Source organism: Algibacter luteus (assembly GCF_030344935.1).
In the GTDB taxonomy this organism is placed as follows: Bacteria; Bacteroidota; Bacteroidia; order Flavobacteriales; family Flavobacteriaceae; genus Arenitalea; species Arenitalea lutea.
The window spans coordinates 2,766,315-2,781,290 of sequence record NZ_CP128313.1 but is presented as its reverse complement, the minus strand read 5'-3'; the positions used below and the strand labels follow the sequence as shown (position 1 = coordinate 2,781,290).

Below are 14,976 nucleotides of genomic sequence, written 5' to 3'. Positions count from 1 at the left end.
TAAAAAACAATATGTCAGAAAAACAAAAACACGCTACGGCGTACTGGAAAGAAAACCTGAAGTATTTAATAATACTGCTTTCTATATGGTTTATAGTGTCTTATGGATGCGGAATTTTATTCAGAGAAGCATTAAATGAAATTAGACTTGGTGGCTTTAAACTAGGCTTCTGGTTTGCGCAACAAGGATCTATTTATGTATTCGTAATTCTCATTTTCGTTTACGTACGATTAATGAACAAATTAGATAAAAAATACGGTTTCGACGAGTAACCCTAACTAAACTTAAAAACAAAATATTATGAGTGTACAAACTTGGACTTGGTTATTAGTAGGGATTACTTTTGCCTTATATTTCGGAATTGCAATTTGGGCTAGAGCTGGCTCAACAAAAGATTTTTATGTTGCAGGTGGGGGTGTTTCTCCTTTAGCAAATGGTATGGCTACAGCAGCCGACTGGATGAGTGCCGCGTCATTTATTAGTATGGCAGGAATCATTTCCTTTGCTGGTTATGATGGTTCTGTTTACCTCATGGGATGGACCGGTGGATACGTACTTCTTGCCTTACTCTTAGCACCGTATTTGCGTAAATTTGGAAAGTTCACGGTGCCAGATTTTATTGGCGATAGATACTATTCAAACACAGCAAGAACAGTAGCAGTAATTTGTGCGTTAATCGTTTCATTCACATACGTTGCAGGACAAATGAGAGGTGTTGGTATTGTATTTTCACAATTTCTACAAGTAGATATTAATTTAGGGGTAATAATTGGAATGGCAGTAGTGTTGACGTTCGCTCTTTTAGGAGGAATGAAAGGTATCACATACACCCAAGTTGCACAATACTGTGTTTTAATCTTTGCTTTTATGGTGCCTGCTTTTTTCATCTCGATGCAAATGACGGGTAATATCATTCCTCAAATTGGAATGGGTGGCAAAGTTGAAGGTGGCGCTTTCCTTTTAGATAAATTAGATACATTACATACAGAATTAGGATTTAACGAATATACAAGCGGAACAAAATCAACTTGGGATGTTTTTGCAATTACTTTAGCATTAATGACGGGTACAGCAGGATTACCGCACGTAATTGTGCGTTTCTTTACAGTGCCTAAAGTGAAAGATGCCCGTAAATCGGCAGGATTAGCTTTGTTATTTATTGCTATTTTATATACAACGGCACCTGCAATTGCAGTATTCTCTAGAACTAATTTAATTGAAACTGTAAGTAATAAATCTTATGCTGATATTCCAGAATGGTTTAAAAACTGGGAGAACACGGGTTTAATAGCTTGGGCAGATAAAAATGGAGATGGTAAAATTCAATACGTTGCTGGTGGTGCTTTAGATGGTAAAAAACCAGTTTATACGGATGCTAGAGGAGCTCACGGTGAGCGTTTAATCTCGAATGCAAACACAGCTGAAAACGAATTGTATGTAGATAGAGATATCATGGTATTGGCGAATCCTGAAATTGCCAACCTTCCTAATTGGGTGATTGCTTTAGTTGCAGCAGGTGGACTTGCAGCGGCTTTATCAACAGCAGCGGGATTATTACTGGTAATTTCAACATCTATTTCTCACGATTTAATTAAAAAACAATTAAAACCAGACATTTCGGATAAAGGTGAATTAACTGCAGCAAGAATTTCAATTTTTGTTGCAATTTTAATAGCAGGGTACTTCGGTATTAATCCACCAGGGTTTGTGGCAGCGGTAGTTGCCTTAGCATTCGGATTAGCCGCAGCATCATTTTTTCCAGCGATTATTTTAGGAATTTTTGATAAACGCATGAATAGCCAAGGTGCTATTTGGGGAATGGTTGTAGGTATTATTCTCATGTTGTTTTACATGATGAAGTTTAAACTAAACATGTTCGGTGGTGGCACAAGCGCAGATTGGTGGTTTGGTACGTCTCCAGAAGGATTCGGTACTATCGCTATGTGTGTCAATATCGTGATATCGTTAGTGGTATCTCGAATGACAGCAGCACCACCTCAAGATGTACAAGATATGGTAGAGAGCATTAGAATACCTTCAGGAGCAGGTGAAGCTTCTAGTCATTAAATGATTGTTCGTTATAGAACATAATTTTAATTAGTTAGTTAGAAAATCAGCATTACTATTTTGTAATGCTGATTTCTTATATTTATCAAAATAAGTTATCGCAGTAGTCAAAAACATTAATTTAATATGAAAAAGCGCCATGAACAAAAGCTAGTTGTCTTATCTATAGCGTTGTTTCTTATTTTTAATATTCCTTTTGTACTTATTTTTAATTTGGAAGGTGACATTTATGGCATCCCAACATTTTACTTTTCGGTCTTTTCCATTTGGTTATTGTCTATTGTTATCTCTTATATCGTACTAAAGAAGTATTATGAATAATTATGCATTAATCATCATAATCATAATTTACCTCGCAGTGTTATTTTACATTGCATTTCTTGCTGAAAAAAATCGACGAAGTAAATGGGTAAATAACCCTTATGTTTACACCTTATCCTTAGCAGTTTATTGTACGGCTTGGACCTATTACGGGAGTGTTGGTATTGCGGCCAATACAGGTATTAACTTTTTACCTATTTATCTGGGGCCTGTAATTGCGGCACCACTGTGGATTGTTCTGCTTAGGAAAATTATTAGAATTTCAAAACAACATAAAATATCATCCATCGCAGATTTTATATCGTTGCGCTACGGAAATAGTCGGATTCTAGGAGCTTTTGTAACGCTTATTTGTTTGTTTGGAACCATTCCGTATATATCCTTACAGCTTAAAGCAGTTTCTGAAACTTTCGAAATCATGTCAGATGAAACGAGTTATATTTCAACTGCCATCATTGACGATTCTACATTTTATGTTGCTCTCTTGTTAGCCATATTCGCAACTTTCTTCGGTACACAAAATACCGATGCTTCTGAGAAACACAAAGGCATTATTGTGTCGGTTGCTTTTGAGTCGGTATTAAAATTGGTATTTTTTTTAATTATAGGAGGTTATATAACTTTTTATCTGTTTGATGGCACTACTGATATTTATAACAAAATGTCTGTAACTGAAAATTTTAAACAATTAACTTCACTAAGTAGTGTTGAAAGTGGTTTTAATTGGTTTTTTATGATTGCGCTATCTTTTATGGCTATCTTTTTATTACCTCGACAATTTCAAGTTTCAGTTCTAGAAAATAGTAGAGAAAAGCATTTAAAAAAGGCTATTTGGTTGTTTCCTTTGTATTTATTGCTGTTTAATTTTTTCGTCATCTTTATTGCCTGGGCAGGAAAGCTCACATTTGGTGGAACACAAAACGCCGAGTATTATACTTTGCTATTGCCTTTAGAATATGGGAATTCCTTTTTGGCAACACTTGTTTTTTTGGGAGGTTTTTCGGCAGTAATTTCAATGGTAATTGTTTCAACCTTAGCGTTATCAACAATGGTGAGTAATAACTTAATTATTCCTTACGGCTTTCTAGATAAATTCATTCAAAATCAACCAGAGCGCAATTCTAAATACATAAAAAATATTCGTCGTATTTCCATTTTCACAATTATTATTTCAGCCTATTTCTTTTACGTATCGTTTTCAAAAGAGTTGTCCTTATATTCAATTGGCCTTATTTCATTCGTCATCATTTCACAGTTAGGTCCTTCGTTTTTCATTGGTTTATTTTGGAATCGAGGATCTTCAAAAGCTGCAATAATTGGTATGATTGTAGGATTATGTGTAGTTATATACACATTAGTTTTACCATTTACGCTGCAAGCTTATACGGGTAATGATGATTTTATTCAATACGGATTAAACGGCATTACAGCATTAAAACCTTACGCTTTATTTGGTATTGATTTTTTGAGTCCGCCGGCCCATGCTTTTTTCTGGAGTATGTCTCTTAATATTCTTACTTATCTCACCATTTCCTTGGTTGTTAAAGGTAACTACAGAGAACGTAATTATGCCGAAATGTTTGTAGACAGCAGAAACTTCGTTACACTCCAAGATAGCGCATTGGTATGGAAAGGTGAAGCTTATGTTGCTGATATAAAAAATGTATTGGTGCGTTTTTTAGGTGAAAAAAGAGCCACTCGTGCTTTAAATATTTTCTTTAAAAAGTATAACCTACCAGCAAATACACAGCTAGCAGATGCACGATTGATTAATTTTTCTGAAAAACTATTAACTGGAAGCATTGGTTCTGCCTCAGCTAAAATATTAATTGCCAGTGTGGTTAAAGAAGAACAAATTAGTTTAGTTGAAGTGTTGAAGATTTTGGAAGAATCAAAAGAGAATATTGTTAGTAATAAGGTTTTGTTAGAAAAGTCGAATGAGTTAACCCAATTATCCGCCAAACTTAAAGATGCTAACCAAGAACTCATTTCGAAAGACAAACAAAAAGATGAATTTTTAGACACTGTGGCACATGAGCTAAAAACACCAATTACAGGAATTCGGGCAGCTACTGAATTATTGATGGATGAAGAGGATGATATGCCAAAAGAAGTGAAAGCACAATTCTTAAAAAATATTCTTCAAGATTCCGATAGGTTAGGACGTTTAATAAACAATATTTTAGATTTTGAAAAACTTGAAACAGGTCGTTTAAATTTAGATTTAGGATATAACGATATTCAAAAAACCATAGTAAAAGCCATAAGTAGTATTTCGCAAATTGCTGCTAAAAAGGAAGTTCAGATAGTCAATAAAAACGTTCATACTTTTAAAACAAATTACGACGAAGACAGGATCTTGCAAGTGTTAACTAATTTGCTATCTAACGCCATAAAGTTTTGCGAGCCAAAAAAAGGAAAAATTACTGTTGATTATAAGTTGGGGAATGAGTATGTTGAAATCTCTGTATCCGACAATGGTAAAGGGATTCCGGAAGAAGATCACGATTTTATTTTTGATAAGTTTTATCAATCGCAGCACCAAAATACCATCAAACCACAGGGTAGTGGATTGGGTTTAGCAATCACTAAACAAATTGTTGAGAAACATCAAGGTAAAATTTGGGCAAAAAAAGGCATAAAAAAGGGCGCAATGCTTGTTTTTACGATACCTTTTAAGTAAATTGTAGTCGGAAAGTATGAAGAAGAAAATTTTAATTGTAGACGACGAACCAAATATCGTAATGTCGTTAGAATATACCTTCAAAAAACAAGACTTTGAAGTGTTTATTGCAAGAGATGGAAGTGAGGCATTAGAGATATTAAAACATCAAACACCAAATGTCGTGTTGTTAGATATTATGATGCCAAATGTAGATGGTTATCAAACTTTAACTCACATAAAAAGTACTGACAGTTTAAAAGATACCAAAGTGGTTTTTTTAACTGCAAAAAATAAAGCTTCAGATATTGAAAAGGGTTTAAAACTTGGAGCGGATAAATATTTAACCAAACCTTTTTCAGTAAAAAAAATAGTTTCAGAAATATTGGAGCTATTAGCTTAAAGATAGTCTTTATTGCTATTAAATATTGGTTTTGTGTGCAAACAAACAATGTTTAATTAAAGTTTAAAGACATGAAATTTCGCATCAACCCGTTAACGTCAGATATTTTAATTAGTATCTACGTTATTGTTACCCTTTATTTAAGATTTAAATTTGAAAGTGAAACGTATACAAGTCCTATGCTATCTGTAGTTATGGGAGTTTGTTTTGTGCTTATTATTTGGGTGCTTATAAAACTCAAAGTACTAAATCCAAATTGGTTTGGACTACTAAATTCTAAAAAATAGTAGTCATGAATTATCAAGAATTTTATCAAAATAGCTTAAAGCATCCAGAACAATTTTGGAGCCAACAAGCCCAAGAATTAGAATGGTTTAAATCGCCTAAAATCATCCTGTCTAAAGACAAACATGATTATTTTCAATGGTTTGTAGACGGCCAATTAAACTTGAGTTATTTATGCATTGACAAACATATTAAAGATGGTTTTGGCGAGCAAGATGCCATCATTTACGATTCACCAGTTACCAATACAAAAAAGCATATAAGCTTCAATCAATTACACTTTGAAGTTTCAAAACTAGCGGGCGGATTACAAAGTTTAGGTCTCGAGAAAGGAGACACTTGCATCATTTACATGCCCATGATTCCACAAGCCATTTATGCGATGTTAGCATGTGTTCGAATTGGGGTGATTCATTCTGTAGTATTTGGTGGTTTTGCACCTCACGAATTGGCTATTCGTATTGACGATTGCAAACCGAAAGCTATTATTACAGCATCCAATGGAATTGAAATAGAGAAGATTATTCCTTACAAACCATTTGTTGATGAAGCTATAACCAAAGCAGAGAACAAACCTGAACATGTGGTTGTTTTTGATAGACAATTAGGAGTTGAAATTCCTAAGAAATACTACGATATCGATTATAAATCTTTGGTTGAAAACTCACCTTCTGTCGACGCTGTTTCAGTGGGATCCGTTCACCCTTCATATATTTTATATACTTCTGGAACTACAGGAACACCCAAAGGCATTATAAGAGATACAGGCGGTTATGCAACAGCCTTAAAATTCTCAATGAAATATGTTTATGGTGTTGATGAAGGTGATACCTTTTGGGCAGCTAGCGATGTGGGTTGGGTTGTTGGGCATAGTTACATAGTTTACGGCCCATTACTCAATCGAAATACAACCATTTTATTTGAAGGTAAACCCATTAGAACACCTGATGCATCTACGTTTTGGCGTGTTATTAGTGAGCATAATGTTAAAGTGATGTTCACGGCACCTACAGCCATACGTGCCATTAAAAAAGAAGACCCAACAGGGCACATGATAAAGCGATTCGATATGTCTTGCTTGAAATATCAGTTTTTAGCGGGCGAACGTTGCGATGTAGCAACCTTAAACTGGACCCACGAAAAACTTAATGTTCCTGTAATTGATCATTGGTGGCAAACCGAAAGCGGATGGCCTATGCTAGCAAATATGGTAGGCGTTGAATTGCAAGAGGTAAAACCAGGCTCTGCAAGTTTTCCTGTATGTGGTTACGACATCAAGATATTAAACGAAGCAGGCGAAGAAGTAGAAGCAAGTGTAGAAGGTTATGTTGCTGTGAAATTACCATTGCCTCCAGGAACATTATCAAATCTTTGGGGAAACCCAAAGCGTTTTAAATCGGGATATTTAGAGCGTTTTCCTGGGTATTATTTCTCGGGTGATGGCGGCTATAAAGATGAAGATGATTATGTGTTTATCACAGGACGTGTTGACGATATTATAAATGTCGCAGGTCATCGTTTATCAACTGCAGAAATGGAAGAAATTGTGGCTTCAAACAAAGTGGTTGCTGAGTGTGCTGTTTTTGGAGTGCATTGTGAAATTAAAGGGCAAAAACCTCTCGGTTTAATTGTGCTTAAATCAAATGTTGATTCAGATAATAGTCAAATTCAGAAGGAAATTATTAAAGATGTTCGTAATGAAATTGGTGCAGTAGCTTCTTTTAAAGATGTTTTAATTGTTAACCGATTACCAAAAACACGAAGTGGAAAAATTCTTCGTAAATTACTGCGAAATATTGCAGACGAACGGCAGTATAACATCCCATCAACTATTGATGACGTTGCTATTATTAATGAAATTGAAGCTGTTTATAAAATTAACAATATAGGAATACATAAAAATTAAAAAATACTAAAATGAGTAATTATCACATAAAACATTTAGAAGAATACTACCAAGTCTATAGAAAATCAGTCAGAAATCCAGAAACCTTTTGGGAAGAAATAGCAGAAGAGCATTTCATGTGGCGTAAAAAATGGGATAACGTGTTAAGTTGGGATTTTACCAAGCCAGAAGTGAAATGGTTTGAAGGTGCCAAATTAAACATTACCGAGAACTGTATCGACAGACATTTATACACCAGAGGAGATAAAACAGCTATTATTTTTGAACCGAATAGCCCTGAAGAAAAGGCGCAACACATTAGCTACCGCGAACTTCACGAAAAGGTATGTCGCTTTGCGAATGTGCTAAAAAACAATGGTGTTGGAAAAGGGGACCGTGTATGTATTTATCTGCCTATGATTCCAGAATTAGCAGTATCTGTATTGGCATGTGCCCGTATTGGTGCTATCCATTCGGTAGTTTTTGCAGGTTTCTCATCAACGGCTTTAGCAACTAGAATTAACGATTGTGATTGTAAAATGGTAATAACAAGTGATGGGTCTTATAGAGGTTCAAAAACCATCGATTTAAAAGGTATTGTTGATGATGCTCTGGAAGATTGCCCTGGTGTTGATACCGTTTTAGTTGCCAAACGTATCAATTCAGAAATTAATATGAAAGCAGATCGCGATAAATGGCTACAACCTTTATTAGACGAAGCGCATCACGATTGCGAACCAGAAATCATGGATGCAGAAGACCCTCTTTTTATACTTTACACCTCAGGTTCAACAGGAAAGCCAAAAGGCATGGTGCATAGTACTGCTGGCTATATGGTATATACCGCTTATACATTTAAAAATGTATTTCAGTATAGAGAGCAAGATGTGTATTGGTGTACAGCCGATATTGGTTGGATAACAGGGCACAGTTATATCGTGTACGGACCATTATGTAATGGGGCTACTACTGTAATGTTTGAAGGTGTTCCAAGTTACCCTGATTTCGGTCGTTTCTGGGAAATTGTAGCAAAGCATAAAGTCAATCAATTTTATACCGCACCCACAGCAATACGTGCATTGGCTAAAGAAGGTGTTGAGCATTTAGAAAAACACGATTTATCGTCATTGAAAGTTTTAGGTACTGTTGGTGAGCCTATTAATGAAGAAGCGTGGCACTGGTATGATGATAACGTAGGAAAGAAAAAATCGCCAATTGTAGATACGTGGTGGCAAACCGAAACAGGAGGCATCATGATAACGCCTATTGCCTTCGCAACACCAACAAAACCTACCTACGCTACCTTGCCATTTATTGGTGTTCAACCGGCTTTAATGGATGAACACGGACAAGAGATTAAGGGGAATCAAGTAGATGGTAGATTGTGTATAAAATTCCCGTGGCCTAGTATGGCACGAACCATCTGGGGCAATCATCAACGTTATAAAGACACCTATTTCTCAGCATACGAAAACAAGTATTTTACAGGAGATGGTGCCTTACGCGATGAAGTGGGTTACTACAGAATAACAGGTAGAGTAGATGATGTTATTATCGTATCTGGTCATAATTTGGGAACTGCTCCAATTGAAGATGCCATTAACGAGCACCCAGCAGTTGCAGAAAGTGCTATTGTTGGCTTCCCACACGATATTAAAGGAAATGCATTGTACGGTTATGTTACTTTGAAAGAAACAGGAGAAAGTCGTGATCATAACAATCTTCGTAAAGAGATTAATCAAATCATCACTGAACAAATTGGGCCTATTGCTAAACTGGACAAAATACAGTTTACCAACGGATTACCAAAAACACGTTCAGGTAAAATTATGCGTCGTATCTTGAGAAAAATTGCAAGTAACGAAACCAGTAATTTAGGCGATACCAGTACGCTATTAAATCCAGAAGTGGTTCAGGAAATTATGGATAATGTTTTGTAATTTAACGGTTCGTAAGCATATAATAAATAATTAATGAAGTTTATCATTGCACTTTTGTTGGTGCTTGTTCAAGTAAAACATTCGTCAGCTCAAATCGAATATCCTATATCTTATGAAAAACCCGTGGTGAGTAATTACCACGGGTTTGATATAGTTGATGAATATATATGGTTAGAAACACAAGAAAACGATTCAGTAGTTGATTGGATTGAAAGTCAGAATAAAATATCAGAGAAATATTTAAAACGGCAAGTGGCGCAACACCATACAGACGAATACATGAATAAGTATTTGTACAGTTCTTTCGGTGACTTCGACGGTAAACTTAAGCGAAATATAGATGACGATTATTTTTTTAGTTATTTCATAACTAGTGGCAGTACAACACCGTCTTTATTTTATAAAAAAGGTGTGCATTCAAGATATTATATGCTAGTAAATTCAACATCAATTTCAAGAAAGGATAAAATTGACATTGATTACTATAAAATTTCTAAAAATAATACATGGCTAGCTTATAAATATAATAGAAACGGTAGTGATTGGCATGAAATAAGAGTTGTGAAAATCGATAAGAAAAGGCATTACCTTAATGTATTAAAACACACATTGAACTCGGGAATATACTGGTGGAATGATGGGTTCTTCTATAAAAAGTATCCTTTTGATTCAATTAACGCTACCTATAAAAAGCCAACAATTATGTATCATAAAGTTGATACTAAACAAGAGGATGACCAAATCATGTTTAAATCTTATAGTGATGATGAGGATATTTCAGTTGTAGGAACTAAAGATGAAAGTTTTTATATGGTAAAAAGAGAAAATACTAAAACTGAAATATATAATTATTATTTATTTAACCCTTTAAGAGAAAACATAAAACTTGGATTTAGTCCTTTTTTAATTAATACGAAATACGATCTTAATTTTTATAAAGCAACAGATTCATTGTTATATGCTACAACAGAGATTAATGATAAACAACAACTTATTTCTATTGATAAAGAAGAACCTACCAAGTTTAAATTAATATCTCCAAGTTATGATAACTATGAATTACAAAATTATGAGTTTTTAGAAGACTTTATTGTGGCTTCATACCATAGCTTCAATGGTTCCTTTTTGGTGAAATTTGATTATCAAGGCAAGGTCTTAAACGAATGTGTATTGCCTAAAGGTTTATCAGTAACCGATATGTATTATAGTAATAACTATGAAGCATTCTTCTTTTATTTATCATCCTACACAATACCTGAAGTTAGGTATAGATTAAATTTAGAAACTTTTAAGTATGAATTAGTAAGTGAAACCAATGTAAATTTCGATTTCAAAAATTATAAATTCAAACAAGATTATTATACCTCAAGCGATGGTACAAAAGTGCCTATTTTTATTGTGTATAAGGATTCTTTAAAACAGGATAAATCAACGCCATTTCTTATTAAAACTTATGGTGGCTATGGTAAAACAAATATTCCTAGCTACAATCCTGGAATTATATATTTTATAGAAAATGGTGGAGCTTTTGCTTATACGCACATAAGAGGAAGTGGGGGTTTTGGAAAGAAATGGGTTACTGATGGACAGCGTTTAAATAAGAAAAACGGAATCGCCGATTTTATATCAGCCGCTGAGTATTTAATAGAAAACAACTATACAGCACCAAAAAAAATAGCAATTACAGGAGCTTCACATGGTGGACTTATCACAGGCGCTGCATTAACTCAAAGACCAGATTTATTTGGAAGTGCCGTTATAAATGTGGGGGCATTAGATATGATTCGTTTTGAAAACTTCACTGTAGGATCAGCAGTAACTAATATTCAAGAATTTGGTAGCACCAAAAATTTAGCAGATTTTAATAATATATTGTCCTATTCTCCATATCATAATATTAACAACACGATAAATTATCCGCCTACATTATTGGTAACAGGTACGGATGATAACCGTGTGCCGCCATTTCATTCCTATAAGTTTGCCGCCAAATTGCAGAATGTGCCTTCTCAAAAAAATCCAATTTTGTTATGGGCAAAAGATAAAACAGGACATTCCGGTGCCAATACAAGAAGTGTTCAAATAAAGGAATACAATTATATTTATAGTTTTCTGTTTCATCAACTTAAATAAGTCGCTTAAAAGTCGATGCATAATAAATTCCGATAGTTAATCAGGATTATTAGTTATCAAGACTTTGGTTAAAGATTAAAAATAGATTTAGTAGCAATTATAGATCTTTTTAAATCATATAATTTTGGTGTTTAATATCATTTTATTAAAAAATACTATCTTCGAATCGCAAATGTTAGCTCATGACAAAATCAAGCAACTCAACATCTTGGATTCAAATTTTAAAGGAACTTGTAGAAGCTTATTTTAAAAGCTCAAACAAGAAATCTAGAACATGGCATCAACACGTTGTGCCCTACGAAGAAGGTTGGGCAGTGCGTCGCGAGGGCAACAAACGCATTACCTCAAAACACAGAAAGCAAAGTACAGCCATAAACAAAGCGAAAACCATTGCTAAACGACGTAAGGCAGATGTAATTATTCATCGCGCTAGTGGCGGCATTCGCGAACGTATCAACTACGATTAAAATAATAAATAAAATCTAGTTTAACCACTAGTATCACTAAAGTGTAGTTCCTGTTGGACTGTATCCCTCAAGGCAATGGCTTTGGTGTTTTTAGTTTTGAACTTAGGTTGTGCACATCATTTTTCAAAACCAACCATTAAAACCAAAAAAATAACGCAATTTCAAACCCTTTTTCTTTTGTCGTAATAAGGAAGCAATTTTTACGAAAAGTAGTGCCGTAATATAAGCGTCGCCTGAAGCCGTATGGCGGTCGTGTTTAGTAATTTTAAAAAGGTCGCTTAATTCGTCTAAACCGTAATGTTTTTGGTCTTTTACGTACTTTGTTTTTTTGTAAAGTTCGCCAGTATCAATCACTTTATTTTTCAGTTTTGGTAAGTTCATTCGTTTTAACGAGGCGTTAATCATCGCCACATCAAATGCGGCATGATGCGCCACAATAACAGCATTTCCCAGATAATTTAAAAAAGATTCAATAGCTTGACGCTCTTCAATCTTTGAGATATGCCCTTCTTTTAATAAACCATGAATTTTAACGGTTTCTGAATTAAAAGTGTCTTGATTTAAATAACATTCAAAAGTATCAGCTACATGAATCTGGAATTTAGTAACGCCAACAGCGCCTATAGATAGAATTCGATCACTTATAACATCCAAACCTGTGGTTTCGGTATCAAAAACTACAAATCGTACCGACTCTACATCTTTTGATTTATGTTTAAACGTGTCGAGATATCTATTGTAAAATTCTGGAAAGTCTGTATGATTCTTAAACCATCTCATATTACATTAACTGTGAAAGTTGAAATCGTACACGCAAAACCTCCTGAATCTCTTTAATTGGCTTAAAACAACTTTTTAGTTTCAACCTTTCAGCCTTACTCAAATGGTTTACGTCTATAAACCTTCCAGAATCGTTATGTTTTAAACCTTGTTGGGTTCGAAATCGCAGTAAAATATTAAAGGCATTAGCACAGGCTTCATAAGTGTCTTTGTTTTGCGGTTCTAAATCTGCTAGTTTTTGGTAACGCTCTAAAGTGCTATTGGTATGTTTTATGTTTTTGGAGAGCGTCAATACGCGGGCTGCATCAACTAAAGGCATGATGGCTCTAGCTTTAATATCAAATTGGTTTTTATGTTCACCTGAATCTTCAACTAAAAAATTCCTAAAAAAGCTCAAAGGCGGTGGGTTTTTCAATGCATTTCGAGCCATAAAATTTAAAAAGATTTCATACTGCTCTATAGCTTCAAAGATGCTTTTAGACATATCATCAACCAAGTGTTGATTTCCATAAACGTTATCAAAATCAAAAAAGATATTACAAAGCATCATTTTATCTTCATCAGGTCGAGTAATCCAATCTTCAAACTGTTGTTTCCATTCGGTAACCGATAAACACCATTTGGGGTTGCTTCCCATCATATCGGCAGGACATAATTCAAACCCAACAGTGTTTAGTTTATCGTTAATGGATTTAGCGAGTTTTAAAAAATAATGTTTTACATCATTACTATTTTTAACATCTTCGAAAACTAGAGCATTGTCTTGATCGGTGAGTAACAATTGCTCTTTTCTCCCTTGACTACCTAATGCTAACCACGCGAAGGTAGCCGGCGGTATCGTACTCATTTCAGCAATACTCAAATCTATAATGCGTTTGGTAATAGCTTCATTAATGGCCGAAATAATATTGGTAATAAACGCTATAGGAATATGTTGTTCTATGTAATTAGATAATAAGTTATGCGCCTTTTCTCGAATCTCTTGCAAGCGCTTAGCGCTTGTAGCATGTTTTATTTCTTTAATTAATACCGAAGGGTTATTACCATGAATCACAATAATATCATGTTCAGATAAAATACCAATCAGTTCAGATTCAACAGTACCATCTTGCGTAATACATAAATGCGATATACTGTGTTTTAGCATCGCAATTTGAGCTTCTGCAACCGTAATTTTAGGTGGAAAAGTAATGACTGGCGAAGACATAATGGTTTCCACAGCTTCGTCTATAGTACGTATTCCGGTGGCTATCTTATAGCGCAAATCTTTATCTGTAATAATACCAACAGGTTTCTTTTGTTGTGAAATAACTATCGAGCCTACTTTGTTTTCACTCATTATCAAAGCAGCTTCTTTTATGCTAATTTTGGCTTTACAGGTTATGGGGTTTTTAGAAAACGAAGCCGATTGTACCTCGGTAAAATTCGAACTGCTTTTTTGAGCTTGAGTGTCATAAGCAAAAAGGGCCCCTTTATCGGTTTCAGCATACGGATTTCGTGTATTGGTCGCAAAACTTGTTATCAAAAACTGGTTTGCCTCGTTGTTGTTAATAATGATGTTTTCTAATAATTTAGACGATACCGCATATATAATGCTTTCTTCCAAAGCTTTGGCGTCAAGCATATAATTGTCTTTTCTTATAAGTGCTCTAAGTCCAAAAATATCGCCTTCATCACATTGGTCCACTAGATTATCATCATGGTAAATACCAACAGCACCATCTTTTACCACATAAAAACAATCGTTTATGGCGTTGTTTTGTCTAAATATATAGGCATCTTTTTCAAAATGCAAAACAATCACTTCTTTAGATATCGCAAAGAGTTCCTCGGTATTTAAAGTATCAAAAGGCGGGAAGTGCTTTAAAAAATCAAGAATGCGTTCTGCAATGGTGTTCTTCATCTTACTAAAATATAGAAAATTAGCAGGAAAATATCTAAAATCAGCTATCTATTTGGTAAATAGATATAGCTAACAAAAAAAGCCCAGATACTTTAGCTAACACTAAAACACCTAGACTTTCAAATTATAA

12 protein-coding genes are annotated in these 14,976 nt (G+C 34.5%); 10 read left to right on the top strand and 2 right to left on the bottom strand.

All coding sequences use genetic code 11. The features are described 5' to 3' along the window. Window positions 1-11 precede the first annotated feature (11 nt). The 10 genes from O5O44_RS11630 to O5O44_RS11585 all read left to right on the top strand — a co-directional run bounded on the left by O5O44_RS11630 (window position 12) and on the right by O5O44_RS11585 (window position 12,163). Window positions 12-272, top strand: a complete 261-nt coding sequence (locus tag O5O44_RS11630; protein WP_019387234.1) for a DUF4212 domain-containing protein — start codon at window positions 12-14, stop codon at window positions 270-272. A 28-nt stretch (window positions 273-300) separates the two neighbouring features. Beyond that, the gene (locus O5O44_RS11625; RefSeq protein ID WP_289194504.1) at window positions 301-2,067 is read left to right on the top strand and encodes a sodium:solute symporter family protein; all 1,767 of its coding nucleotides are present in this window, start codon (window positions 301-303) and stop codon (window positions 2,065-2,067) included. Between the two features lie 126 nt (window positions 2,068-2,193). Further along, on the top strand, window positions 2,194-2,388 hold the full coding sequence (locus tag O5O44_RS11620) for a hypothetical protein (protein WP_289194503.1): 195 nt from the start codon (window positions 2,194-2,196) through the stop codon (window positions 2,386-2,388). Further along, window positions 2,381-5,071 carry a sensor histidine kinase gene (locus O5O44_RS11615; RefSeq protein ID WP_289194502.1) on the top strand — a complete coding sequence of 897 codons (2,691 nt, stop codon included), beginning with the start codon at window positions 2,381-2,383 and terminating at the stop codon, window positions 5,069-5,071. The genes O5O44_RS11620 and O5O44_RS11615 overlap by 8 nt, the downstream gene beginning before the upstream one ends. Window positions 5,072-5,087: 16 nt before the next feature. Further along, window positions 5,088-5,453, top strand: a complete 366-nt coding sequence (locus O5O44_RS11610; protein ID WP_289194501.1) for a response regulator transcription factor — start codon at window positions 5,088-5,090, stop codon at window positions 5,451-5,453. Window positions 5,454-5,524: 71 nt separating this feature from the next. Then, window positions 5,525-5,740: a hypothetical protein gene (locus O5O44_RS11605; protein WP_289194500.1), complete on the top strand. Its 216-nt coding sequence runs from the start codon at window positions 5,525-5,527 to the stop codon at window positions 5,738-5,740. 5 nt (window positions 5,741-5,745) lie between these two features. Beyond that, window positions 5,746-7,644, top strand: a complete 1,899-nt coding sequence (locus O5O44_RS11600; RefSeq protein WP_289194499.1) for an acetate--CoA ligase — start codon at window positions 5,746-5,748, stop codon at window positions 7,642-7,644. An 11-nt stretch (window positions 7,645-7,655) separates the two neighbouring features. After that, window positions 7,656-9,563: an acetate--CoA ligase gene (gene acs / locus O5O44_RS11595; protein WP_019387228.1), complete on the top strand. Its 1,908-nt coding sequence runs from the start codon at window positions 7,656-7,658 to the stop codon at window positions 9,561-9,563. A 33-nt stretch (window positions 9,564-9,596) separates the two neighbouring features. Continuing rightward, on the top strand, window positions 9,597-11,696 hold the full coding sequence (locus tag O5O44_RS11590; protein WP_289194498.1) for a prolyl oligopeptidase family serine peptidase: 2,100 nt from the start codon (window positions 9,597-9,599) through the stop codon (window positions 11,694-11,696). A 182-nt stretch (window positions 11,697-11,878) separates the two neighbouring features. Beyond that, a complete protein-coding gene (locus tag O5O44_RS11585; protein ID WP_019387226.1) occupies window positions 11,879-12,163 on the top strand; it encodes a DUF2188 domain-containing protein in 285 nt (94 codons plus the stop codon). Between the two features lie 123 nt (window positions 12,164-12,286). Here O5O44_RS11585 and O5O44_RS11580 read toward each other — a convergent pair whose 3' ends face one another. Both O5O44_RS11580 and O5O44_RS11575 read right to left on the bottom strand, forming a co-directional pair. Continuing rightward, the gene (locus O5O44_RS11580) at window positions 12,287-12,943 is read right to left on the bottom strand and encodes a 3'-5' exonuclease (RefSeq protein WP_289194497.1); all 657 of its coding nucleotides are present in this window, start codon (window positions 12,941-12,943) and stop codon (window positions 12,287-12,289) included. A gap of 1 nt (window position 12,944) precedes the next feature. After that, entirely contained in the window at window positions 12,945-14,846 is a 1,902-nt protein-coding gene (locus O5O44_RS11575; RefSeq protein ID WP_289194496.1) for a DUF294 nucleotidyltransferase-like domain-containing protein, read from the bottom strand. Window positions 14,847-14,976 lie beyond the last annotated feature (130 nt).

Coding starts and splice junctions, on each gene's coding strand:
- O5O44_RS11630 (WP_019387234.1), top strand. CDS start 12: ATGTCAGAAAAACAAAAACACGCTACGGCGTACTGGAAAGAAAACCTG.
- O5O44_RS11625 (WP_289194504.1), top strand. CDS start 301: ATGAGTGTACAAACTTGGACTTGGTTATTAGTAGGGATTACTTTTGCC.
- O5O44_RS11620 (WP_289194503.1), top strand. CDS start 2,194: ATGAAAAAGCGCCATGAACAAAAGCTAGTTGTCTTATCTATAGCGTTG.
- O5O44_RS11615 (WP_289194502.1), top strand. CDS start 2,381: ATGAATAATTATGCATTAATCATCATAATCATAATTTACCTCGCAGTG.
- O5O44_RS11610 (WP_289194501.1), top strand. CDS start 5,088: ATGAAGAAGAAAATTTTAATTGTAGACGACGAACCAAATATCGTAATG.
- O5O44_RS11605 (WP_289194500.1), top strand. CDS start 5,525: ATGAAATTTCGCATCAACCCGTTAACGTCAGATATTTTAATTAGTATC.
- O5O44_RS11600 (WP_289194499.1), top strand. CDS start 5,746: ATGAATTATCAAGAATTTTATCAAAATAGCTTAAAGCATCCAGAACAA.
- acs (WP_019387228.1), top strand. CDS start 7,656: ATGAGTAATTATCACATAAAACATTTAGAAGAATACTACCAAGTCTAT.
- O5O44_RS11590 (WP_289194498.1), top strand. CDS start 9,597: ATGAAGTTTATCATTGCACTTTTGTTGGTGCTTGTTCAAGTAAAACAT.
- O5O44_RS11585 (WP_019387226.1), top strand. CDS start 11,879: ATGACAAAATCAAGCAACTCAACATCTTGGATTCAAATTTTAAAGGAA.
- O5O44_RS11580 (WP_289194497.1), bottom strand. CDS start 12,943: ATGAGATGGTTTAAGAATCATACAGACTTTCCAGAATTTTACAATAGA.
- O5O44_RS11575 (WP_289194496.1), bottom strand. CDS start 14,846: ATGAAGAACACCATTGCAGAACGCATTCTTGATTTTTTAAAGCACTTC.